The 23,725-nt window shown below is 72.3% G+C and carries 19 protein-coding genes; 6 read left to right on the top strand and 13 right to left on the bottom strand.

Annotation, left to right across the window (positions count from 1 at the left end; genetic code table 11):
* Positions 1–222 precede the first annotated feature (222 nt).
* Positions 223–1,620 (bottom strand): transcriptional regulator, encoded by a 1,398-nt coding sequence (locus ACJX2R_RS23660; protein ID WP_413101765.1) that lies wholly within the window; start codon positions 1,618–1,620, stop codon positions 223–225.
* A gap of 385 nt (positions 1,621–2,005) precedes the next feature.
* Between ACJX2R_RS23660 and ACJX2R_RS23665 the strand changes: the two genes are divergently transcribed.
* From ACJX2R_RS23665 to ACJX2R_RS23675, 3 genes are all read left to right on the top strand, one after another.
* A complete protein-coding gene (locus ACJX2R_RS23665; protein WP_413101766.1) occupies positions 2,006–2,671 on the top strand; it encodes a bifunctional DNA primase/polymerase in 666 nt (221 codons plus the stop codon).
* Between the two features lie 116 nt (positions 2,672–2,787).
* Positions 2,788–3,603 (top strand): ABC transporter ATP-binding protein, encoded by an 816-nt coding sequence (locus ACJX2R_RS23670; RefSeq protein WP_413101767.1) that lies wholly within the window; start codon positions 2,788–2,790, stop codon positions 3,601–3,603.
* Positions 3,600–5,285, top strand: coding sequence for a transporter (locus ACJX2R_RS23675; protein WP_413101768.1), 1,686 nt, complete (start codon positions 3,600–3,602; stop codon positions 5,283–5,285). The genes ACJX2R_RS23670 and ACJX2R_RS23675 overlap by 4 nt, the downstream gene beginning before the upstream one ends.
* A gap of 98 nt (positions 5,286–5,383) precedes the next feature.
* On the opposite strand, the gene ACJX2R_RS23680 is transcribed toward ACJX2R_RS23675, so the two are convergent.
* Positions 5,384–5,758, bottom strand: a complete 375-nt coding sequence (locus ACJX2R_RS23680) for an SH3 domain-containing protein (protein WP_413101769.1) — start codon at positions 5,756–5,758, stop codon at positions 5,384–5,386.
* A gap of 123 nt (positions 5,759–5,881) precedes the next feature.
* Positions 5,882–7,051 carry a lactate 2-monooxygenase gene (locus ACJX2R_RS23685; RefSeq protein WP_413101770.1) on the bottom strand — a complete coding sequence of 390 codons (1,170 nt, stop codon included), beginning with the start codon at positions 7,049–7,051 and terminating at the stop codon, positions 5,882–5,884.
* 336 nt (positions 7,052–7,387) lie between these two features.
* On the opposite strand from ACJX2R_RS23685, the gene ACJX2R_RS23690 reads away from it, so the two are divergent.
* Positions 7,388–7,849 carry a hypothetical protein gene (locus ACJX2R_RS23690; RefSeq protein WP_413101771.1) on the top strand — a complete coding sequence of 154 codons (462 nt, stop codon included), beginning with the start codon at positions 7,388–7,390 and terminating at the stop codon, positions 7,847–7,849.
* Between the two features lie 65 nt (positions 7,850–7,914).
* Here the strand turns inward: ACJX2R_RS23690 and ACJX2R_RS23695 are convergent, their stop codons facing one another.
* Complete coding sequence (locus ACJX2R_RS23695) at positions 7,915–8,784, bottom strand: alpha/beta fold hydrolase (RefSeq protein ID WP_262699165.1); 870 nt, start codon at positions 8,782–8,784, stop codon at positions 7,915–7,917.
* 711 nt (positions 8,785–9,495) lie between these two features.
* Positions 9,496–10,188, bottom strand: coding sequence for a metal-dependent transcriptional regulator (locus ACJX2R_RS23700; RefSeq protein WP_198278096.1), 693 nt, complete (start codon positions 10,186–10,188; stop codon positions 9,496–9,498).
* Positions 10,189–10,340: 152 nt separating this feature from the next.
* Here ACJX2R_RS23700 and ACJX2R_RS23705 point away from each other — a divergent pair, with 152 nt between their 5' ends.
* Entirely contained in the window at positions 10,341–11,096 is a 756-nt protein-coding gene (locus ACJX2R_RS23705; RefSeq protein ID WP_262699166.1) for an SIS domain-containing protein, read from the top strand.
* A 133-nt stretch (positions 11,097–11,229) separates the two neighbouring features.
* Here the strand turns inward: ACJX2R_RS23705 and ACJX2R_RS23710 are convergent, their stop codons facing one another.
* A complete protein-coding gene (locus ACJX2R_RS23710; protein WP_413101772.1) occupies positions 11,230–12,780 on the bottom strand; it encodes a PAS domain-containing protein in 1,551 nt (516 codons plus the stop codon).
* 420 nt (positions 12,781–13,200) lie between these two features.
* On the bottom strand, positions 13,201–13,902 hold the full coding sequence (gene pdxH / locus ACJX2R_RS23715) for a pyridoxamine 5'-phosphate oxidase (RefSeq protein WP_413101773.1): 702 nt from the start codon (positions 13,900–13,902) through the stop codon (positions 13,201–13,203).
* 353 nt (positions 13,903–14,255) lie between these two features.
* Between pdxH and ACJX2R_RS23720 the strand changes: the two genes are divergently transcribed.
* Positions 14,256–15,359, top strand: a complete 1,104-nt coding sequence (locus ACJX2R_RS23720; RefSeq protein WP_262699169.1) for a citrate synthase 2 — start codon at positions 14,256–14,258, stop codon at positions 15,357–15,359.
* Between the two features lies 1 nt (position 15,360).
* Here ACJX2R_RS23720 and ACJX2R_RS23725 read toward each other — a convergent pair whose 3' ends face one another.
* From ACJX2R_RS23725 to ACJX2R_RS23750, 6 genes are all read right to left on the bottom strand, one after another.
* The gene (locus tag ACJX2R_RS23725) at positions 15,361–16,029 is read right to left on the bottom strand and encodes a TetR/AcrR family transcriptional regulator (protein WP_262699170.1); all 669 of its coding nucleotides are present in this window, start codon (positions 16,027–16,029) and stop codon (positions 15,361–15,363) included.
* Positions 16,026–17,024, bottom strand: a complete 999-nt coding sequence (locus ACJX2R_RS23730; protein ID WP_413101774.1) for an enoyl-CoA hydratase family protein — start codon at positions 17,022–17,024, stop codon at positions 16,026–16,028. The genes ACJX2R_RS23725 and ACJX2R_RS23730 overlap by 4 nt, the downstream gene beginning before the upstream one ends.
* Positions 17,021–18,604: a 4-coumarate--CoA ligase family protein gene (locus ACJX2R_RS23735; RefSeq protein ID WP_413101775.1), complete on the bottom strand. Its 1,584-nt coding sequence runs from the start codon at positions 18,602–18,604 to the stop codon at positions 17,021–17,023. The genes ACJX2R_RS23730 and ACJX2R_RS23735 overlap by 4 nt, the downstream gene beginning before the upstream one ends.
* Before the next feature lie 128 nt (positions 18,605–18,732).
* A complete protein-coding gene (locus ACJX2R_RS23740; RefSeq protein WP_262699172.1) occupies positions 18,733–19,893 on the bottom strand; it encodes an acyl-CoA dehydrogenase family protein in 1,161 nt (386 codons plus the stop codon).
* Positions 19,894–20,140: 247 nt separating this feature from the next.
* Positions 20,141–22,099, bottom strand: coding sequence for a biotin carboxylase N-terminal domain-containing protein (locus tag ACJX2R_RS23745; protein WP_413101776.1), 1,959 nt, complete (start codon positions 22,097–22,099; stop codon positions 20,141–20,143).
* A gap of 11 nt (positions 22,100–22,110) precedes the next feature.
* Complete coding sequence (locus ACJX2R_RS23750; protein WP_413101777.1) at positions 22,111–23,709, bottom strand: acyl-CoA carboxylase subunit beta; 1,599 nt, start codon at positions 23,707–23,709, stop codon at positions 22,111–22,113.
* Between the last annotated feature and the right edge of the window lie 16 nt (positions 23,710–23,725).

Raw genomic sequence — 23,725 nt, forward strand, 5'->3', positions numbered from 1 at the left:
ACTGGTCACCGCGACATGGGGCACATCACCACGATCAGGGGCGATATGAACCCCATCCGTACCCGCGGTAAACACAACGCGACACACTCCACAACATCCATGCCCCACCACACGCGCATCAGCCACCACAACACAACGCACCCGTAGCACCCACACCGCTCAACGCGCCCCACACCCGGGAGAAGTCTCGAGCCGGACCCGGGAGAGGTCTCCAGCCGAGTCTCAGGCCACCTGCACCTGGAGCCGCGCCCCGAACTCCCGCACCACCGGCTCGTCCCGGTACGGCTCCAACCGCTGCTGGAAGTCGTCCAGATACTCCGCGCCCCGGTTGGACCGCAGCGTGCCCAGCAGATCCACCGCCTGGGTGCCCACATGGCACGCCTGCTCCACCTCGCGCTGCTGCACATGCGCGGTGGCCAGCAGCAGCAGCCCGATCGCCCGCCGCCGCACCCGCCCCTCCGGATGCCCCTCCAGGGCCTCCTCGGCGCGCCGCCTGGCCTGCTCGGCCTGGCCCAGGTCGCGGTGACAGTGGGCCAGCTCATCGGCGAGATAGGCATGGTCGAAGTGGCGGATCCAGTTGGGTTCGTCGCCCGTGACGGACCCCGAACCGCTGCCCACCGCCCGCTCCATGGCGTCCAGCGACCGCCCGGCCGCGGACTGGCAGGCCCGGGCGTCCCCCATCAGGGCGTGGCCGCGCGCCTCGGCCGCCAGGAACATCGATTCGGCACGCGGCGGCACTTGGCCCCGCGCACCCTCCTGCGCGGCCTTCGCAAGCTGGGCGATCTCCCGGGGATTGCCCAGCTGGGCGGCGAGATGGCTCATGCTGGCGGCGAGCACATAGCCGCCGTAGCCCCGGTCCCCGGCGGCCTGGGCGAGCCGCAGCGCCTGGATGTAGTACCGCTGGGCGAGACCGGACTGACCGGTGTCGACGGCCATATAGCCGGCCAGCTCCGTCAACCGCGCGACGGCCGAGAACAGTTCGCGGCCGACCGCCTCGGTGTACGAGCCGGCCAGCAGCCCGGAGACCACGCTGTTCAGATAGTGGACGACGACGGGGCGCACATGGCCGCTGCCGTAGCGGTGGTCCAGGTCGACGAGCGCGTCCGTGGTGGCCCGCACCGCCGCGACGTCGGACCGCCCCACCCGGGCGCCCGCGGTGCGCGCGACCTGGGCGTCCGCACCGGTGATCAGCCAGTCGCGGCTGGGCTCGACCAGCGCCGAGGCGGCGACCGTCGAGCCACTGAGGAAGTCACGGCGCCCCACATCGCTGCGCCACAACTCGCAGACCTGCTCTATCGCGCCGAGGACGGTGGGCGAGAACTGCAAACCCACCCCGGAGGCGAGGTTCTTGCCGTTGGCCATGCCGATCTCGTCGATCGTGACCGTGCGGCCGAGCTTGCGGCCGAGCGCCTCGGCGATGATGCCCGGCGCCCGGCCCCGTGGCTGCTGGCCGCGCAGCCAACGGGCCACCGACGTCTTGTCGTACCGCAGATCGAGACCGTGCTCGGCGCCGCACATATTGACCCTGCGCGCCAATCCGGCGTTGGAGCAGCCGGCTTCCTGGATGAGCGCTTGCAGCCGTTCGTTCGGCTGCCGCGCCACAAGCGGCCTAGCGGCCATGGCATTACCCCCAGTGACTGCTTGCGTTCTCGGCGTATCCGTCCCTGTTGCTGAGTGATGCCCCGCAGATATCGCAGGTATACGGTGAATGCGGAACTTGCCCGTATTGACCGCATGGACCGCATCGTTCGCGTACGGCGCCGATCCGAGTCCGGGACCGCCCTCCCCCTGACGCCGCGGCATGGCCGCCGGACACTCGCACGCCCGTCACGCATGGTGGCTACCCGCTCACGGAGCCGCAACCCCATACGCGCCCCCACCCGTGCACCCATGCGCCCCGCCGTGCCGTCACCGCGCACCCCGGACCCCCGATGGCACCGCCCGTGCGGGGGCCCGGCCGTAACCCTCGTTGACGGCGGAAGTTGTCCTGTGCGTGGAAGAGACCATGGACGTGACAGGACCAACGCGGTTCCCCGCGGGAACCTCGCAGATCCCCCAGCAGCGCGGGGAGCGGCTGCGCGACGCTGCGGTGCGATACGCCGAGGAGCGGCATTGGGACGTGCTCTCCGGCGCCTGGCTCGAGGCCGTGGCCGGAGTGGAGCGCTGCTCCTGCGGAACCGCCGACTGCCCGGCCCCCGGCGCCCATCCGACCGGCCGGGACTGGGTGAACCAGGCCACCGGCAGCGCGGTCGTGATCCGCCGCATGTGGGCCAGGACGCCGCGCGCCGCCATCCTGCTGCCCACCGGCCGCACCTTCGACGCGCTCGACGTCCCGGAGTCCGCGGGCTGTCTGGCGCTCGCCCGCATGGAGCGCCGCCAGGTCGAACTGGGCCCGGTCACCTGCACCCCCGGGCGCCGGATGCTCTTCTTCGTCCTCCCGGGCGCCGCCGCCAAGGTCCCCGACCTGGTGCGGAATCTGGGCTGGCCGCCGAACGCGATCGACCTGACCGCCCGCGGCGAGGGCGACTACGTGGTCGCGCCGCCGACCCGGGTGGGCGTGCGCGGCCCGATCCAGTGGGCCCGGCGGCCCACCGCCGCCAACCGCTGGCTGCCCGACGCGGAAGAGCTGGTGAGCGCCCTCGCCTACGCCTGCGGCCGCGAGCGCCGCTGACACTCCGGAGGGCTCCCCGGGACGGCCCCTATCGTGGAGCGACGGCGGGGGCGTCATGACTGGCCCCCGCGTGACACGTCAGTGGGACACGTCCCACGGGAAAACGGGGTAAACCGGTGCCGCAGGAGCAATCAGCAGACAGCACACAGCCACAGTCGTCCCGGGCCGCCGCCGTGCGGGTGAGCGGCCTGTGGAAGCGTTACGGGGAGCAGGTCGCGGTCGCCGGGATCGATCTGGAGCTGCCCGCCGGGCAGTTCATCGGACTCGTCGGGCCCAATGGCGCCGGTAAGACCACCACGCTTTCGATGATCACCGGCCTGCTGCGCCCCGACAAGGGGACCGTGGAGATCGGCGGCCATGACGTCTGGCGGGACCCGGTCGAGGTCAAGGCGCGGATCGGGGTGCTGCCCGAGGGGCTGCGGATGTTCGAGCGGCTCTCCGGCCGGGAGCTGCTCACCTACACCGGGCGGCTGCGCGGGCTGCCCGGCGCTGAGGTCGACCGGCGCGCCACCCAGCTGCTGGACGTCCTCGATCTCGCGGGCTCCCAGAGCAAGCTGGTCATCGACTACTCCACCGGTATGCGCAAGAAGATCGGGCTGGCCGCCGCGCTGCTCCACAACCCGGAAGTCCTCTTCCTCGACGAGCCCTTCGAGGGCGTCGACCCGGTCTCCGCCCAGACCATCCGCGGCGTCCTGGAGCGCTACACCCGCTCCGGCGCGACCGTCGTCTTCTCCAGCCATGTCATGGAGCTGGTGGAGTCGCTGTGCGACTGGGTGGCGGTGATCGCGAGCGGACGGATCCGGGCCCATGGCCCGCTGGCCGAGGTGCGCGGCGACGCGCCCTCCCTCCAGGACGCCTTCCTGGAACTGGTCGGCGCCAACCGGCGCGAGGCGGGCCAGAGCCTCGACTGGCTGGGCGGCGGCGCCCGATGACGCTCACCGACCCGCTCGACGCCAAGGACCCGCTCGGCACCGCGGCCCCCGCACCGCCCACCGTCCCCACCGGCTCCCCCACCCCCGTCTTCGTCTCCCTGAAGCTGGCGCTGCTGCGCAACGGGCTGCGCCAGTCCAGCGGCCGGCGGGCCGCGTACATCACCTCGCTGGTGATGGCCATGCTGTTCGCCGTGTTGCAGCTGCTCGGTCTGGTGCTGCTGCGCGGTACGAACCACGTCGACGCGCTGGTCACACTGCTGACGGCGGTGCTCGCCCTCGGCTGGGCGGTGATGCCGCTGTTCTTCCCCGGCGGCGACGAGACCCTCGACCCGACCCGGCTGGTGATGCTGCCGCTGCGGCCGCGCTCGCTGATCACCGCGCTGCTGGTGTCCTCGCTGATCGGCATCGGCCCGCTGTTCACCCTGACCCTGGTGGCCGGTTCGGCGATCGCCGTCGCGCACGGGGCGGCCGCCGCGGTGGCGGGCGTCGTGGCCGTGGTGCTGACGGTGCTGGTGTGCGTGGCGCTGGCCCGCGCCGTCGCCACGGCCAACACCCGCCTCCTCACCAGCCGTAGGGGCCGCGACATGGCGGTGCTCAGCGGTCTGTTCGTGGCGATCGGCGCGCAGTTCGTGAACCTCGGGGCCCAGCAGCTCGGCGGTGAGAACGGCCTGTCCGTGCTGGAACCGGCGTCCGCGGTGCTGCGCTGGGTGCCGCCCGCGGCGGCGGTGGACGCGGTCCAGGGCGTGAGCGACGGCGCCTACGGGGTCGCCGCGGCCCAGTTCGCGCTCACGGTCGCGGCGTTGGCCCTGCTGATGTGGTGGTGGCGCGGAACCCTCACCCATCTGATGACCACGCCGGACGCCTCCACGATCCAGGCGGCGGCGCCGCGCGAGCGGCGGTCCTCCGGCGCGGCCGACACCCCGGACGCCTCGGGCCCGTTCGCCCGGCTGCTGCCCTCCGGCCGCACCGGCACGGTGCTGCTGCGCACGCTGCGCTATGCCGTACGGGACCCGAAGACCAAGTCGGCATGGGTCACCTCGCTGGGCGTCGGCCTGCTGCTCCCCTTCATCACCGCGGCCCAGGGCAACGGCTCGATCTACTGGGCCTGCTGGGCGTCGGGGATGCTCGGCATGCTGATGTACAACCAGTTCGGCCAGGACACCTCCGCCTTCTGGATGGTCGCCCAGACGATCTCCTCGCCCCGCGACGCCTATCTGGAGCTGCGGGGCCGCGCGCTGGCGCTGCTCCTGGTCGCGGTGCCGTACGTGGCGGCGGCGGTGCTCGGCTGCGCCGCCGTCCTGAAGAACTGGCCGGCCGCCCCCGAAGCGCTCGGCATCGCCCTGGCGCTGCTCGGCTCGATGCTGGCGACCGGCGCCCTGACCTCGGTGCTGGCCCCGTACTCCATTCCGCAGGACAGCGGCTACAAGAACGTCGTCCCGGCGCAGGCGGGGATCGCCTGGCTCAGCATCCTCGGCGGGATAATCGTGGGTTCGGTGCTCTGCGCCCCGGTGCTGGGCCTGACGATCTGGCTGCATGTCTCCGGGACGCACGGCTTGCTGTGGGTGGTGTTCCCGCTGGGCGCGGTGTACGGCGCGGCCATCGCGGAGACCGGCCTGCGGGTGGCGGCGCCACGGGTCGCGGCGCGGCTGCCGGAGATCCTGGCGGCGGTCAGCAAGGGGTGAGGACGCGGCGGGGCCGGGGCGAGCCCCCGGCCCCGCCGCATGCCGTCGTACGAAGCCTCCCCCCGACTCCCGCCCACCCAGCTGCCGTAACGTTCCGGCTAGTCGAGGTACTTGCTGTAGACCCAGCCTCTGGTCCCGGCAGGAATTCCGGTCGTGGTCCGCTTGAGGATCTTTCCGTAGGACCAGCTGTTCTCAAAGCCCCGGGTGCGGCAGAAGTACCGGAAGGAATCCCCTCGGTAAAGCGTCCCTATAGCGCGGTACCGCTTTCCCGGCCCGGTACGGAATCTGGCGCCACTGGTCGAGACCTTGAAATTGACATCCGGGGAATTGAACTGACACGCCGATGACCCCACCGCCGACGCCGATGGCGCCAGGGCGACGGAACCGCCCAGCATCAGCGCCGCCGAGAGCACGACCATCGAGGCTTTACGTTTGATCTTCACGCGACCACCCCCCATGATCAGATAATTCATTGCGCGCCAAGGAGCGTAGCACCCGTCAATCCGGAAGCTGAGGACGCGGTAAAACCCCGACGCCCCCTCGGCGAGTCGCCGATGGACCGGCGTGGCTGACAAGTTGAAAGCCGAAGGGAATTGTCAGCCGAGCGCCTCCGGGGTGAGCCCCGCTCCATCGGCATGGCCCGACAGCGCCAGCGTCAGCTCGAACTCGGCCAGCAGCGCGCGGATCACATGCTCCACCCCCGGCTGCCCGTCCAGCCCGAGCCCATAGGCGTACGGCCGCCCCAGCAGCACCGCGCGGGCGCCCAGCGCGAGCGCCTTGAACACATCGTCACCGGTGCGCACTCCACTGTCGAAGAGCACCGCCAGCCGGTCGCCGACCGCCTCCACCACCCCCGGCAGCGCATCGGCCGCTCCGATCGAACCGCCCACCTGGCGGCCGCCGTGGTTGGACACCACGACGCCGTCCATCCCCGCGTCCGCCGCGCGACGGGCATCATCGGGGTGCAGCACACCCTTCAGCACGATCGGGCCATCCCAGTGCTCGCGCAGGAAGACCAGGTCGTCCCACGTCTTCCCGGGGTCGCCGAACAGCTGCGTAAAGTGCAGCACCGCGGCGTCCCGGTCCTCGTGGACCGGCTTGGTGAGCCCGGCCTGGAACGCCGGATCGGTGAAGTAGTTGGCGGTGCCCACACCGTGCAGGAACGGCAGATACGCCTGGTCGAGATCGCGCGGCCGCCAGGCCAGCAGCGGGGTGTCCAGGGTCACCACCAGGGCCGTGAAACCACAGGACTTGGCCCGGCCCAGAAAGCTCCTGGTGACCTCGCGGTCCTTGCCCCAGTAGAGCTGGAACCACCGCTCACCGTCGCCCATCGCCTCCGCCACCTGCTCCATCGGCGTACTGGACGCGGAGGAGAGGATGAACGGCACGCCCTGCGCCGCGGCGGCACGCGCCGCCGCGCACTCGGCCTCCGGATGCATGATCGACAGCACTCCGATCGGCGCGAGCGCGAGCGGCGCGGGCAGCCGGGTGCCGAACAGCTCGACCGACAGATTCCGCCGCCGTACGTCACGGAGCATCCGGGGCACGATCCGATACCTGTCCAGCGCCGCCCGGTTGGCCCGCTCGGTGCTGCCGCCGCCCGCGCTGCCCGCCACATAGCCCACCGGCCCCGGCCCCAGCCGCGCCTCGGCCAGCTCCTCGAGCCGGGTGAGATCGGCGGGAAGCCGGGGAACGGCGCCGGTCATCCCGTTCAGATAGATCTCGTACTGAAATGCCGCCCAGTCCTTGCCGGGTTCCGGTTCCATGCTGTCGCCACCGATCATGTGCTTCCCTTCACCTGTCCATTACTGGTCAATTTCCCATTGCTGTAAGGGAGTAGAGGACTCGTAGGATCGACGAACCGTCGATCGCGTTCAAGGGATCACACCGGAACGCGATGAGACCACGTTCCCGCATTGGAGTTCCACTTGCCGCTGACCAAGACAACGTGGCTGCGTGCCGGCGCGCCCGTTGCCGTACTGGCTCTCGCCCTGACCGCATGCGGACCATTCGACGAAAAGGGCGATACCTCCGAGAACGCACGCCACACTTCCCGCTCGGGTGTCACCGATGGTCACCAGAGCGGTGCGCAGAAGGTCGGTATGCGATCGGAAGGCGAGCCGCCGCTCCAGCCGGGCCAGGCCGCTACGCGTGCCTTCAAGGAGGACACCGGGGTCGAACCCACCTATCGGATCGCGGCACAGAAGGTCGACATCGGCACGGCGGCCGAGGCGAAGGCGCTGGTGTCGAACCCGGCGGACGCCGAGGGCAAGGTGCCCGCGGTGGCCTATGTGAAGTACACCCATCTGCGCGGGGCCACGGTGGAGGAGTATCCGCGGGTCGGGGACTACGCGGAGGTGTACGCGGACGGGCGGCGGGGAGCGAAGGTCATCGGCGGCGCTGCCGGACGCCCCAAGGGATGCGCGGACTCGGATGAGATCAAGAACTGGAGGAGCGGGCAGAGCCATCTGCTCTGCAACACCTTCCTGATCCCCGCACGGGCGAGGTCGGTCGAGGTCATATGGACGGAGATCGGCGGCAAGCCGTTCGTCTGGAGGTTCTGAACCGGGCGCCGACTCATTGAGGTTGGGCGCCGAAGGGCACTGTGCGGCTACAGGCCACTGTGCGGCTAGACGGGCAGGACCGAGGCCAGGAAGGGCTCCACGGCGCGGCGCCAGCCGTCCGGCTGGTCGTAGTGGACGAGATGACCCGCGTCCACCACCTCCGCATACTGACCCCGGGGCAGCACGCGGACCATCTCCTGCGCCTCCGCGCGGCCCAGCTCACCGTCCAGCCCGCGCACGACCAGGGTGGGGCACTCGACCAGCGCGAGCTCCTCCCAATGGGCGTCATGGACCCAGGTGTCACGGATCTTCAGCATCTGGCGGCAGGAGAACGCCGGGCGCCAGCCGTCCGAGCGCTCGGCCATGACCTCGGCGAAGAAGTCGCCCCGGGGCGGATTCGGGCGCTCCAGCGTCGGATCGTCCTCACCGAACCACTTGCGCACATCGGCGAGCGTCGCGAACGGCACCGGCCAGGAACGGAACCACTCGGCCCACTCGCGCTGTGAGGCGGCGCCGAGGGCCGAGGCCCGCATATCGCAGATGACCAGCGCCCGGACCAGATCGGGGCGGCGGGCGGCGAGCTGCCAGGCGGTGAGGGCGCCCATGGCATGGCCGATCAGGGTCACGGGGGCGAGGCCGAGCTGCTCCACGGCCGCCTCGGCGTCGTCCACATAGGTGGAGCGGCCGAACGGACCCTCGGCCGGCTTCTGGCTGCGGCCATGGCCGCGCTGGTCGAGGGCGACCGCCCGATAGCGGGTGGAGAGCCAGCGGGCCGTCTCCGCCCAGTGGGCGGCCCGGCCCAGCAGCCCATGGAGCAACAGCACTCCGGGGCCCCGCGCTCCCTCGCGGCCAGCGCCTGCCTTGGGCGGATCGGTGAACTCCCAGGCGGCGAGCCGCACGCCGCCGGCCCCGCTCACTTCGATGCGTCGCACCATGTGGTCTGGCACCTCCAACCCTCTCTCGAACACCCTCACAGTATCGAACTCATATTCGAACACGGGGGCGTTGCCGCCCAACACCCCTCGTTCGAGTGACCGTGCTCGGGGATTGATCGTCTGCGCCCTGGGGAGACAGCTAGCGGGAGGCGGACTACTCGGGGAAGGGAGTCCGCGGGGGACGACCCTGGGAGCTCGGGGCTCCGGGTCACCAGGGCCCCGGGTCGCACCGGCCGCGTTCGCGCGGTCCGTGCGGCCCGGGGCCCAGCGGGGGGACATGGGGAAGCGGGGCCCCGGCACCTGACGACACCGGGGCCCCCGCTCAAGAACACCCCCTCGGCGGCACAGCCCATCGGGCCCACCGGACCCCCTCCCCTGACGATCCGACCGTCAGCGACAGCGTCGCACGCGGCGGCCCGGCCCGCTCGGTTTCTGTCGACTCCGGTATCGGGAAAATCCGTCGTCGCAGGTCGTGACGGCCGAATGACTTGAACCGGGTGTATCGGTCAGCGTGTCGAGGCGCGGGAGGTCGTGCGGGGGTGCGTTCGCGCGGGGTTGGGAGGCCAGGCCAACGCGCCGTTGGAAGGCGAGGTCAGCGCGCCGCTGGGACGCGGGCCAGCGCGCTGAGGGGAGGCGAGGTCAGCGCGCTGCTAGGGAGCAGGCCAGCGCGCTGTTGGAGGCATGGTCAGAGGGACGCGAGGTCAGGGAGCGTCAGCGCTTGGCCACGAAGACATGCGAGGCGATCTCCGCCTCCAGCTCCGCCGCCTCGCCGCTGCTGCCGATCAGCACCCCGCCCGCCGACTCGGTGACGCTCACCACGGAGCCCGGCTGCACCCCGGCCCGCCGCAGCGTGTACATCACCTGGGCGTCGGCCTGGATGGGCTCGCCGATGCGGCGCACCACCACCGTCTTGCCCTCCGAACCCGGCTCCAGCTCACGCAGGCTCACCATGGACTCGTCCAGGAACGGATCGGCCTCGGCCTTCTCGCCCAGCTCCTCCAGGCCCGGAATCGGGTTTCCGTACGGCGACTCCGTCGGATGGCGGAGCAGCTCCAGCACCCGCCGCTCCACCGCCTCGCTCATCACATGCTCCCAGCGGCACGCCTCGGCGTGGACCTGCTCCCACTCCAGCCCGATCACATCCACGAGCAGGCACTCCGCGAGACGGTGCTTGCGCATCACGCGCGTGGCCAGCCGACGGCCCTCCTCGGTCAGCTCCAGATGGCGGTCGCCCGCGACCGTGACCAGCCCGTCGCGCTCCATCCGCGCCACCGTCTGGCTGACCGTCGGACCGCTCTGCTCGAGCCGCTCCGCGATCCGGGCGCGCATGGGGACCACGCCCTCCTCCTCGAGCTCGAGGATGGTGCGGAGATACATCTCCGTGGTGTCGATCAGTCCGGACATGCGTGCCCCTCGAAGTGTCGTGCGGTGGCCCTCAACCAATTCTGACGCATCCCACCGACAACGGGGCCGAGTCGGCCCCTTCCGCCGCAAGGGACCGGACTGCTATTCACAGCGTCATGATCGAAACCCCCCACAGGGAAGGCGACGCGTTGATGAGCGAGTCCAAACCGGCCGGGCAATTCTTCGACGCGGCCATCGGCCTGCTGCGGCAGGTGCGGGACGAGGAGGGCGAGCATATCGCCGCGGCGGGCACTCTGATCGCCGATACGGTCGCCGCGGGCGGCCGCCTCTTCACGTTCGGCGCCGGCCACTCCTCCCTGCCCGCGCAGGACGTCGTCTACCGCGCGGGCGGGCTCGCCCTGATGAACCTGCTGCCGGTGCCGGGTGCGGTCGGCGTGGACGTCGTCCCCGCCACCCTGGGCAGCGCGCTCGAACGCGTCGACGGGCTCGCCACCACCGTCCTCGACAGCAGCCCGCTCCGGGCCGGGGACCTGCTGATCGTGATCTCGCTGTCCGGGCGCAACGCCCTGCCCGTGGAGATGGCCATCAGCGCGCGGGAACGCGGCGTCAAGGTGATCGGGGTGACCTCGGTCGGCTACGCGACCGGCACGACCTCGCGCAACCCTTCCGGTGGCTTCCTCAAGGACCACTGCGACCTGGTCGTCGACAACAAGATCGCGGTCGGGGACGCGGAGCTCACGGCGGACGGCGTGGGCGCGCCCTTCGCGCCCGCGTCCACCGTCGTGACGAGCGCGATCATGCAGTCCATGGTGGCGGCCGGGATCGGGGAACTGGCCGAGCGCGGGATCGAGCCACCCATGCTGAGGTCGGGGAACGTGGACGGCGGGCACGAGTGGAACCGTAAGGTGATGACCGAATACGGGGACCGGATCTTCTACCGACGGTGACGGTCCGCCGCCGGTGATCCGCCGCCCGGCGCCCCACGTGGTCGCCGGGCGCCCGCCGGTCCCAGGTGCGGCGGCAGCGGCCAGCACGGCGCCAGCACCGTCCAGCACAGCGCCAACGCCGCCCAGCACGACGTCAGCGCCCGCGTACGGCCAGGTCCACCGAGGCCGCGACCCGGGCCGCGACGTCCTCCGCGTACGTCGCGTCCGTCCGGTCGAAGGCCCGGCGGCTGGAGGTGCGCAGGAAGGTGACGGCGCCGAGGGTGCGGCCGCGGCTGCGCAGCACCGCGCACAGGCCGTGCACCGCGCCCTCCGGCCATTTCCGGGCCGCCGCCCACTGGGCCGTCCCCGACTCGTCCGAGCGTCTCGCGCTCGCCCGCACCGACCCGCAGCGCTCCACCGCCTGGAGCGCCGGATGGCCCTCCGGGTAGGCCAGCGGGATGCCGCCCGGGACGACGGGCGGGCAGGGGCCGGGGGCGCCGGTGGGCGTGGCCGCCGCCCGGACCAGCCGGATCCGGTCGGCCGGGGCGCCCGGCGGCGGGTCCAGGACCAGGTCGATCAGGGCATGGTCGGCGAAGCCCGCCAGCGCGAAGTCCAGGTGGACCGAGGCGGCCTCCATCGGGTCCTCGCATTCGGCCGCCGCCCGCGCCGCCCGGTGCAGCTGGTTGCCCCGGAAGCGCATCCGGGCGCTCTCCTGCTCCTGGCCCTTCACCTCCGTCACGTCCTGGAAGATCCAGGCCGCTCCGAGCGGCGCCGGTTCCTCGGTGAGCGGTGAGGCCAGCCGGAGGAAGCCGCCGCGCCAGCAGCGGCGCCGCGCCGCCGCCCCTGCCTCGCCCCGGTCGCCGCCCTCGCCGCGCACCGCCTCGTCGTCGTCGAGCAGTTCGTAGCGCACGCCCTCCGCGCCCTCGAGGCCGTCCGCCACGTCGGCGTCCCGCAGCGTCACCCACAGCTCGGTGGGCGCCGGGGGCGCGCCCTCCGCCAGGACGTGCTGGAGCGCTGCCTCCGCCTCCTCCACGCCCTGGTCCAGGAAGTCCCCCAGCGGCCGGCCGGGCGCGGCCTTACGGGCGGTGCGCAGCGCGCCCGCCGCGTTGGAGTTGACGACGGCCACCCGCAGATCCGCGTCGACCAGGACCACGTTCCACGACGCGTCGTCCAGCAGCGCCTCGCTCAGCGCGATCGACCGCTCCAGGTCGACCTGGGCGTGCACCTCGCTGAAGGCGCAGTACACCCCGGCCGGGCGGCCGTCCGCGCCCGGCACCCCCGAGGACTGCGTACGGACCAGGACCCGGCCGCCGTCCTTGGTCAGCAGCGCGAACTCGTGCACCCTGCGCCCCGTGGTGCCCATGGCCTCCGTAAGGCGCGCCTCGACGTCCCGGGCGTCCCCCGGGCGGGCCGCCCAGCCGCCCAGCCCCTTGCGGCCGACCGCCTCCGCCGCCGTCCAGCCGAGGATGCGCTCGGCCTCGTGGTTCCAGTGGGTCACCGTGCCGTCGGCGTCGAACGCGCACAGGGCGGCGTCCATCCCGTCGAGCAGCGCGGCGAGCAGTTCGGAGTCGGGCCGCTCGGGGCCGTCCGGACAGTCGGGGTGGCCGGACGCCGACGGGGCCGCGCCCGGCTGTCCCGGGACCCCCCGCGAGGACCGGGCGGAACGCGCTGGACGTGCGGGTTCGGAACGTTGTGAAGCGCTCACCTGACACCCCTTGCTGGACGTGGCTGTCTGTGGTGGGGCACGTCGGACATTGAACTCGAACGTGACACGCGCCACACGGCATTCGTCGAAATCGTTGCCTCACGGAAATTCGCTTGTGTGTGGCAGGAGGGGGTTCTTAGTGTGTCGGTACACGAGAAGGGAGGTGGTTCGGCAGATGTATGAAATCCGGACGCGTGAGGTGACTGCGGGCTAGCAGTCCGTCGTCGCGCTCAGCGCATTCGCCGGACTGGCGCACCAGAGGTGCGCAGCCGGCCAATCCCAAGCAGTCACCCGACCCGCGGGTCGCCGGTACGTCCGACCGGCCCCCTTCCGCCTCAGGGCGTCAGGGGACAGACCCGCGGGTTGTCTGCGTTCCGGGGGCGTTCTCGGGCGCGTTCTAGGGGCGTTCTCGGGCGCGTTCTACGGGTACAGCCGCTCCACCCGCCAGCCGCCGCCCTCCTCCTCGGGCAGCCGGACATACCGCAGCCGGTCGTGCAGCCGGTTCTCCCGGCCCTGCCAGAACTCCACCGCCTCGGGCACCACCCGGAACCCGCCCCACTCCGGCGGCACCGGCACCTGCTCGCCCGGCGGATAGCGGTCCGCCAGTTCCTCGTACGAGCGGTCCAGCTCCTCCCGCGAGCCCACCACCGTGGACTGCGAGCTCGCCCACGCCCCCAGCTGCGAGCCGTGCGGCCGGGTGCGGAAGTACGCCGCCGTCTCGTCACGGCCGGTGCGCCGCGCGGTGCCCATCACGATCACCTGCCGGGCGATGGGGTGCCAGGGGAAGAGCAGCGCGACATGCGGGTTCTCGCCCAGCTCACGGCCCTTGCGGGAGCCGTAGTTGGTGTAGAAGACGAAGCCGCGCTCGTCGAAGCTCTTCATCAGGACCGTGCGGGAGCTGGGGCGGCCCTGCGCGTCGGCCGTCGAGACGACCATGGCGTTCGGCTCGAAGAGCCCGCTGCCGACGGCGTCCTCGAACCACCGGGTGAACTGCCGGAACGGATCACCCACCAGGTCCGCCTCGTCGAAGCCGGCCGCGCGGTAGTGCTCGCGCATGGCGGCCGGGTCGTACGTACGCGCGGAGGAAGCCGAGGGCTCCGAGTCAACGTGAGGCACGGGCATATCTTGCAACATCATCGGTCCGTCGGACGGGCGGCCCCGGAAGAGCGCTTTCCCTCCCCCGTCCCCGCACCCCGTAACCCTCCCGCGTTCCGGAGGGGATGTGCCACTTCTCACGCTTCCCCATGGGCAGGGCACGCAGCAGACTGAGCGGACCACGCGCCGCCCGTTCGGCGCCTGGACAGGCACCACCCCCCGTGTCCCGGAGGTCACTCCCCGCCGCGGTTGGGTGACCAACACCCGCACGGGGCACATCACGGAGTGACCGGTACGGACCGCGAGCCGTGTCAGGCGGCCGCGTAACCGTTCCGGCACCGTTCGTCGCAGACCGCCGTCCCGCAATGAGGAGCCGCCTGATGTCCGACTTCGTACCCGGACTCGAAGGAGTCGTCGCGTTCGAGACGGAGATCGCCGAACCCGACAAGGAAGGCGGCGCGCTCCGCTACCGAGGCGTGGACATCGAGGATCTGGTGGGCCATGTCTCCTTCGGGAACGTCTGGGGTCTGCTGGTCGACGGCGCCTTCAACCCGGGGCTGCCGGCCGCCGAGCCGTTTCCCATCCCGGTCCACTCCGGGGACGTCCGGGTCGATGTGCAGTCCGCGCTGGCCATGCTCGCGCCCGTCTGGGGCCTCAAACCGCTGCTGGACATCGACGAGGAGCAGGCCCGTGAGGACCTGGCGCGCGCGGCCGTGATGGCCCTGTCCTACGTGGCCCAGTCGGCCCGTGGCCAGGCGAAGCCGATGGTGCCGCAGCGGGAGATCGACAAGGCCGGAACCATCGTGGAGCGCTTCATGCGGCGCTGGCGCGGTGAGCCGGACCCCAAGCATGTGGCCGCCGTCGACGCGTACTGGACCTCGGCGGCCGAGCACGGCATGAACGCCTCCACCTTCACCGCCCGCGTCATCGCCTCCACCGGCGCCGACGTGGCCGCCGCGCTCTCCGGCGCGGTGGGCGCCATGTCGGGGCCGCTGCACGGCGGCGCGCCCTCCCGGGTGCTCGGCATGATCGAGGAGATCGAGCGCACCGGGGACGCCACCCGCTACGTCAAGCAGGCCCTGGACCGGGGCGAGCGGCTGATGGGCTTCGGCCACCGGGTCTACCGCGCCGAGGACCCGCGGGCGCGGGTGCTGCGGCGCACCGCCAAGGAGCTGGGCGCACCGCGCTTCGAGGTCGCCGAGGCGCTGGAGCGGGCCGCCCTGGACGAGCTGCACAGCCGCAGGCCGGACCGGGTGCTGGCGACGAACGTGGAGTTCTGGGCGGCCATCGTGCTGGACTTCGCCGAGGTCCCGGCGCCCATGTTCACCTCGATGTTCACCTGCGCCCGTACGGCGGGCTGGAGCGCGCACATCCTGGAGCAGAAGCGGACCGGCCGTCTGGTGCGGCCGTCGGCCCGGTATGTCGGCCCCGGCGCGCGCAGCCCGCACGAGGTCGACGGCTACGGGGACACCGCCTCGCGGTAGGTCACGAGGCGGCTGGGGCCGGGCGGTCGTGGGCAAGGTGATCGCCAACCGGGTGGCCGTCCGGGTCCCTCGGGGTCAGGATCCCCTCCAGGATCCGCGACCACTGGGCCACCACCCGCTCCCGGCGGTGGCCGTCGTCCGTCAGCAGATTGGCCAGGCCGAGCCCCCGCCCCATGTCGAGCAGGCCCTGGACGGCCTCCCGGACGCCCGGCACCGACTCGTCGGCGCCCAGCAGTTCCACCGCCATCCGATGCGTCTCCCGGCCGATCTTCGCCTCCAGGGCGGTCACCCGGGCTCCCAGCTGCTCCTCGTACGAGGCCGCCACCCACAGCTGGAGCGCGGCCCGGAAGAGCGGGCCGGTGTAGAGGGTGACCAGCGCCTCGACCACCGCGGGGACACGGCCCTCCCCGTGCGGTGCGGGGAGGGCGCGCAGCTCCGCCGAGCGCTCCTCGGCGACATGTTCGACGGCGGCCGTGAAGAGGTCCTCGCGGGTCGGGAAGTGGTGCTGGGCCGCGCCGCGCGACACCCCGGCCCGCTCGGCGACCACCGCGACCGTGGATCCGGCCCAGCCGCGCTCGGCGAGGCAAGCCACGGCGGCCTCCAGCAGCCGCCTGCGGGTGGCGCGGCTGCGGTCCTGCTTGGGGTCGCGCGATGCCGTACGGGGGGTCATCGGGACACCCCGACGGAGCCCGTGGCCCCCGTGTTCCCCGAGGCACCCGTGTCCCCCGAGGCCGGTATCGGCCCCGTATCCGCCCCCGCCCCCGCGGCCGGTACCGCCCCCGCATCCACCGCCGCCCCCGCGTCGGCCGCCGTCTGCCGCATCCACGCCGGGTCGCGCCGCTCCAGGAACGACGTCATGCCCTCACGCGCCTCCTCGGAGGCGAAGAGGCGGGCCGACAGCGCGGCGAGCGCCTCGCCGTCCCGGTCGAAGGCGCGCAGCACATCGGCGGTCACCAGCCGCTTGGACTCGGCCAGGCCCTGCGGGGAGCCCCGGCGCAGCCCGTCGAGGACGGGCGCCAGCGCCTCGTCCGCGTCCCCCTCCGGGTCCGCGAGCGTCACCAGCCCGATCCGGGCCGCCTCGGCTGCGTCGAACCGCTCGCCCGTGAGGTAGTAGCGGGCCGCCGCGCGCCGGTCCAGCCGGGGCAGCAGCGGCATCGAGATGACGGCCGGGGCGAGGCCGAGCCGGGCCTCGGTGAAGGCGAAGCTGGCGCCGCGCCCGGCCGCCGAGATGTCGCAGGCCCCGAGCAGCCCGAGCCCACCGGCCCGTACGTGCCCGGTGACGCGGGCGACCACCGGCTTGGGCAGCTCCACGATCGACCGCAACAGATCCACAAGACCGGACGCCCCGGACGCCGAGGGCGGTTCGCTCAGGTCCGCGCCCGCGCAGAAGGTCGTGCCGGTGTGGGTGAGCAGCACCGCCCGCACCCGGTCGTCCCGCCCGGCCGCCGCCAGCGCCTCGCGCAACTCGGCGACCAGGCGCGAGGAGAGGGCGTTGCGGTTGCGCGGCGAGTCCAGGGTGAGGGTGATGATCCCGCGCGCGGAAGCGGCCCGTACGAGCGGCTTTCGCGCGTCGGCCGTAAGGCCGTCGGTCGTGGAGCCGTCGGCCGTAAGGCCGTCGGTCAGCGGGCGGCCGGCCGTGGGGCCGGCCGTGGGGCCGTCGGTCATGGGGCGGTCGTGCTCCTTTCCCTGGCGCGCAGTTCACGCCTGAGGATCTTGCCGGTGGCCGAGCGCGGCACGGCGTCCGTGAACTCCACGCGGCGCACCTTCTTGTACGGGGCCACCTGTCCGGCAACGTACGCGACCAGGTCGTCCTCCGAGATCCGGGTCCCGGGCCTGGGCACCACGTACGCCTTGGGGATCTCATTGCCCGCCCCGTCCGTCACCCCGATCACGGCGGCGTCGACGACGGCCTCATGGGCGAGCAGCACGGCCTCCAGGTCGGCCGGGGCGACCTGATACCCCTTATACTTGATCAGCTCCTTCACCCGGTCCACCACATACAGCCAGCCGTCCGCGTCCACATGTCCGACGTCGCCGGTGTGCAGCCAGCCCTCGGCGTCGATCATCGCGTCGGTGTCCTCGGGGCGGCCCAGGTAGCCCTTCATCACCTGCGGTCCGCGGATGACGATCTCGCCGTCCTCGCCCACGGCCAGGTCGGCACCGCTGTCCGGGTCGACGATGCGCATCTCGGTGCTCGGGAGCAGCTTCCCCACGGTCCCGGGCGGGGCGTTCTTCGCGTCGCGCGGCACCAGATGGGAGCCCGGGGACAGCTCGGTCATCCCGAACGCCTGAAGCAGCGGTGGCACGCCGAGCCGCTGGGCGCACGCCTCCGCGAGCCGGGCGTCCAACGGGGCCGCCGCGCTCAGCACATACCGCACCGACGACAGGTCATGGCCGTCCACCGCCGGGTGCTTGGCGAGCGCGAGCACGATCGGCGGGGCCACATAGAGCGCCTGGGCGCGGTGCTTCTCGATCGCCGCGAGGAAGGTGTCGAGTTCGAAGCGGGGCAGCACGATCACCGTGCCGCCGTTGCGGAGCGGTGCGTTCATGAGCGCCGTAAGGCCGTAGCTGTGGAAGAACGGCAGGACGGCCAGCACCCGCTCCCCCGGCTGGTTGGGCACCAGCGTCTCCACCTGCGCGAGGTTGGTGGACACGTTGCGGTGGGTGAGCATCACGCCCTTGGGGGTGCCGGTGGTGCCGGAGGAGTACGGCAGTACGGCGATGTCCTCGGCCGGGTCGATCTCCACCACCGGTTCCGGCGCGGTGCTGCTCAGCATGGAGCGCAGCGAGCGATGGCCGCTCGCCTCGTCGCATACGAAGATCTCCCGTATCCCGCCCGCCCGTTCGGCCGCCTGCCGGGCCACGCCCAGCAGCGCCGAGACGGTGACGATCCACGACGCGGCCGCGTCCCGGAGCTGCTTGGCGAACTCCTCCGGCGTGGCCAGCGGATGCACCGTGGTGACCGCGGCCCCGGTGCGGGTGGCGCCGTAGAACGCCGGTGGATACATGATCGAGTTGGGGCTGTGCAGGCCCACCACATCGCCCTTGCGCACCCCCGCCTCGGCCAGCGCGGCCCCGATCCGGCGCGCGGCGCGGTCCAGCGCGGCATAGCTCAGCGCCGCCCCGGTCACGCCGTCCACCAGCGCGGTCAGATCGCCGAACTCCTCGGCCGCGCGGGCCAGTACGGCGTCGTGGATGGGCAGATCGACGGGCGGTACATCGGGATACTCGCTGCGCAGCACCATGGCCGCTCCCCTCAGCTCTGATGGACCTACCTGTCCGTTCTGCCCTACCCGCGAGCTCCCTACGACTTCGGCGGGCCCGGTGCCGACTCAGCGAGTCCGGGCGCCCGCCAAGTACGACCTGGGCCCGCTCAGTACGACTTGGGCAGGCCCAGGGTCTGGTGCGAGACGTAGTTGAGGATCATCTCCCGGCTGACGGGGGCGATCCGGGCCACCCGGGCGGCCGTGATCAGCCGCGCCAGCCCGTACTCGGCGGTCAGGCCGTTGCCGCCGAGGGTGTGCACGGCCTGGTCCACCGCCTTCACCGCGGCCTCCCCGGCCGCGTACTTGGCCATGTTGGCGGCCTCGCCCGCGCCCGCGTCATCGCCCTCGTCGTACAGGTACGCCGCCTTCGCCATCATCAGCCGGGCCAGCTCCAGCTCGATATGGGCCTGGGCGAGGGGGTGGGCGATCGCCTGGTGGGCGCCTATGGGCTCCTTCCACACCTGGCGGGTACGGGCGTAGTCCACGGCCTTGTCGAGCGCGTAGCGGCCCATGCCCAGCGCGAACGCCGCCGTCATGATGCGCTCCGGATTGAGCCCCGCGAACAGCTGGAGCAGCCCGGCGTCCTCGTCGCCCACCAGCGCGTCGGCGGGCAGCGCCACGTCGTCCAGCACCAGCTCGAACTGCTTCTCGGCGGCGGCCAGCTCCATGGGGATGTGGTGGTGGGAGAAGCCGTGGGTCTCGCGCGGGACGATGAACAGACAGGGCTTGAGCTTCCCGGTCCTGGCGTCCTCCGTACGGCCGACGACAAGGACCGCGTCGGCGTTGTCCACACCGGTGATGAAGACCTTACGGCCGTTGAGTATCCAGCCGCCGCCCTCGTCCCGGCGGGCGGTGGTGGTGATGCGGTGCGAGTTGGATCCGGCGTCGGGCTCGGTGATGCCGAAGGCCATGGTGATGCTGCCGTCGGCCAGACCGGGCAGCCAGCGCTCCTTCTGCCCGGCGGTGCCGAACCGGGCGATGACGGTGCCGCAGATGGCGGGCGAGACGACGAGCATGAGCAGCGGGCAGCCCGCCGCGCCCAGCTCCTCCAGGACGATGGACAGCTCGGTGATGCCGCCGCCCCCTCCGCCGTACTCCTCGGGGAGGTTGACGCCGAGATAGCCCAGCTTGCCTGCCTCGGTCCACAGTTCGGCGGCCCCGTCGCCCTCCTGGGGGCCGCCCGGGGCGTGCCCCTTGGCGAAGGACGACACCGCGGCGCGGAGCGCCACGCGCTCCGGGGTGTCCACGGGCGTGTGCGGGCTGGTCATGGACGGCTCCTCCCACGTACGTGCGTTGTGCGGGCCATGTGCGCTGTGCTGTACGGGCCCCTTGCGGTGCGTTGCGCGGTCCGGCTGTGACGCGTCGCGCCACGGGCCGTTACGGTCCCGCGCGGCCCGTAGGGGCGGTACGGGGTGTGCGGGCGGTACAGGATGTGCGAGTTGTGCGGCCCGTACGGACTGCGCGAGCTGCGCGGCTCATACAGACTGTGCAGCCCGTACGGTGCGCGGGGCCGGGTCACTCCCCGGCCGCCACGACGGCGAGCAGGGCTCCGACCTCGACCTGGCGGCCGGGGGCGGCGTGCAGGGCGGTGAGCACCCCGGCGGCGGGCGCGGTCACGCGGTGCTCCATCTTCATGGCCTCCAGCCACAGCAGGGGCTGTCCGGCCTCCACCCGGTCCCCCACCGCCACCTCGGCGACCCGGACCACCGTGCCCGGCATGGGCGCCAGCAGCGAGCCGGGCTCGGCGCGGGCGGTGGGGTCGGGGAAGCGGGGCAGCGCGGTGAACACATGGCAGCCCCGGGGCGTGTCGACATAGCGGCGGTCCCCATAGGCCGTCACCTCGAACGTCCGCCGGACCCCGGCCACGACAAGGACCACCCGCGCCGGATCCGCGTCCCGCCCCGGGGCAACATCCCGCCCCGGCTCGGCGGTCAGCAGCCGGACGTCGGAGAAGCCCTCCGCGAGCAGCCCGTCACGGGTGAGGCGGTAGCGCACCTCGTGCTCGGTGCCGTCCGGTTCGGCGCGGTAGCTCCTCAGCTGCGGCTGGGAGGGCACATTGCGCCAGCCGCCCAGCCGCCCCGCCACGGTCGCCGGGCGCCGCGCCGCGTCGGCGAGGGCGGCGGCGAGGGCGGCGAGCGGAGCCGCCTCATCGTTCTGGGAGGTTTCAGCGGTCAGCTCGGACAGATGGCGTTCGAGGAACCCGGTGTCCATACGGCCCGCCTCGAACTCCGGGTGGCGCAGTGCCCGTACGAGCAGTTCCCGGTTGGTCACCGGGCCGTGGATCCGGGCCCGCTCCAGCCCGTGGGCCAGCCGCCGCACCGCCTCGGCCCGGGTGGGGGCAACGGCGATGACCTTGGCCAGCATCGGGTCGTAGTGGACGCCGATCGCGTCCCCGCCGTCCGGTCCGGAGTCCACCCGCAGCCCGGGGATCTCCAGCCGGTGCAGGATCCCCGTCTGCGGCCGCCAGTCGCGCGCCGGGTCCTCGGCGTACAGCCGCGCCTCGACGGCGTGCCCCCGGGCCGCCGGAGGCTCGGCGTCAAGCCGCTCCCCCTCCGCGATCCGCAACTGGAGCGCCACCAGGTCGAGACCGTGGATCTCCTCGGTGACCGGGTGCTCGACCTGGAGGCGGGTGTTCATCTCCAGGAAGTACGCCCGCCCCGAGGACGAGACCAGGAACTCCACCGTGCCCGCGCCCTCGTAGCCGATCGCACGCGCCGCGTTCGCCGCCGACTCGGCCAGGGCGCGCCGCAGTTCCGCGTCAAGACCGGGGGCCGGGGCCTCCTCGATGACCTTCTGGTGGCGGCGCTGGAGGGAGCAGTCGCGGGTGCCGAGGGTCCATACGGTGCCGTGGGTGTCGGCGAGCACCTGGACCTCGACATGGCGGGCGCCCTCCATATAGGGCTCAACGAAGATCTCGCCGTCGCCGAAGGCGGAGGCCGCCTCGGCGCGGGCGGAGTCGAGTTCGGCGGGGAGCGCGGCCAGCTCGCGCACCACCCGCATGCCCCGGCCGCCGCCGCCCGCCGCCGCCTTGACCAGCACGGGCAGATCGCCGGCGGCGACCTCGGCCGGGTCGAGCGGATCGAGCAGCGGCACACCCGCCTTGCGCATGATCTCCTTGGCCCGGGTCTTGGAGGCCATGGCCTCCATCGCCTCGGGTGGCGGCCCCACCCACACCAGCCCCGCGGCCCTTACGGCGCGCGCGAAGTCGGCGTGCTCCGAGAGGAAGCCATAGCCGGGGTGGACGGCGTCGGCCCCGGCGGCCTGGGCGGCCTTCACCAGGAGGTCGCCACGCAGATAGGTGTCGGCCGGGGCGTCGCCCGACAGCCTTACGGCGGCGTCGGCCTCCCGCGCGTGGGGCGCGTCGGCGTCCGCGTCGGAGTGCACCGCGACGGTGGCGATACCGAGGTCACGGCAGGTGCGGACGATTCGACGCGCTATCTCGGCGCGGTTGGCGACCAGGAGGGAACGGATCACGGGTTCCTCACTCACATCCGGAAGACGCCGAAGCCACCGCGCGCGCCCTCGACCGGCGCGGTGTGCAGGGCGGACAGACACAGGCCGAGTACGGTGCGGGTGTCGCGCGGGTCGATGACGCCGTCGTCGTAGAGCCGCCCGGAGAGGAAGAGCGGCAGCGACTGGGACTCGATCTGCTGCTCCACCATGGCGCGCAGCGCGCCATCGGCCTCCTCGTCGTACGGCTGGCCCTTCGCGGCGGCGGACTGCCGGGCGACGATCGACATCACCCCGGCGAGCTGCTGCGGGCCCATCACGGCTGACTTGGCGCTGGGCCAGGCGAAGAGGAAGCGGGGGTCGTACGCTCGGCCGCACATCCCGTAGTGACCGGCGCCGTATGAGGCGCCGATGAGCACGGACAGATGCGGGACGCGGGAGTTGGAGACGGCGTTGATCATCATGGCGCCGTGCTTGATGATCCCGCCCTGTTCGTAGTCGCGGCCGACCATGTAGCCGGTGGTGTTGTGCAGGAAGAGCAGCGGTATGTCGCGCTGGTTGGCGAGCTGGATGAACTGCGCGGCCTTCTGCGACTCCTCGCTGAACAGCACCCCCTGGGCGTTGGCCAGGACCCCGACCGGATAGCCGTGCAGCGCGGCCCAGCCGGTGGCCAGGCTGCGCCCGTACAGCGGCTTGAACTCGTCGAAGTCCGAGCCGTCGACGATCCGGGCGATCACCTCGCGCGGATCGAAGGGGACCTTCAGATCGCTCGGAACGATGCCGAGCAGCTCCTCGGCGTCGTACTTCGGCGGTTCGGCGGGCCCCGGATCGGGGTGCGCCTTGCGCCAGTTGAGGCGCGCGACCACCCGGCGGGCCTGGCGCAGCGCGTCCGGCTCGTCGGTGGCGAAGTAGTCGGCGAGCCCGGAGGTGCGGGCGTGCATCTCGGCGCCGCCCAGCGACTCGTCGTCGCTCTCCTCGCCGGTGGCCATCTTCACCAGCGGCGGGCCGCCCAGGAAGACCTTGGAGCGCTCCTTGACCATGATCACGTGGTCGGACATCCCGGGGATGTACGCGCCTCCGGCGGTGGAGTTGCCGAAGACCACCGCGATCGTGGGGATCCCTTCGGCGGACAGCCGGGTGAGATCCCGGAACATCGCCCCACCGGGGATGAAGATCTCCTTCTGGGACGGGAGATCGGCGCCACCGGACTCGACGAGGTTGACCAGCGGCAGCCTGTTGGCGCGGGCGATCTCATGGGCGCGCAGCGCCTTCTTGAGCGTCCAGGGGTTGCTGGCCCCGCCGCGTACGGTTGGGTCGTTGGCGCTGATCAGGCACTCCACACCGGAGATCACCCCGATACCGGTGACGATCGAGGCCCCCACCGGATACTCGCTGCCCCAGCCGGCCAGCGGCGACAGCTCCAGGAAGGGGGTGTCCGGGTCCAGCAGCATCTCGATCCGCTCGCGGACCAGCAGCTTGCCGCGCTTGCGATGGCGCTGGACGTATTTCTCACCGCCCCCGGCGAGCGCCTTGGCGTGCTCCCCCTCCAACTCGGCGAGCTTGGCGAGCATCGCCTCCCGATGGGCCGTGTGATCGGCGCCTGCGGGGTCGAGCGCGGACGCGAGCACGGTCACAGCGATACCTCCGGTA

This window comes from Streptomyces sp. Inha503, assembly GCF_047215865.1.
Classification (GTDB): domain Bacteria; phylum Actinomycetota; class Actinomycetes; order Streptomycetales; family Streptomycetaceae; genus Streptomyces; species Streptomyces lycopersici.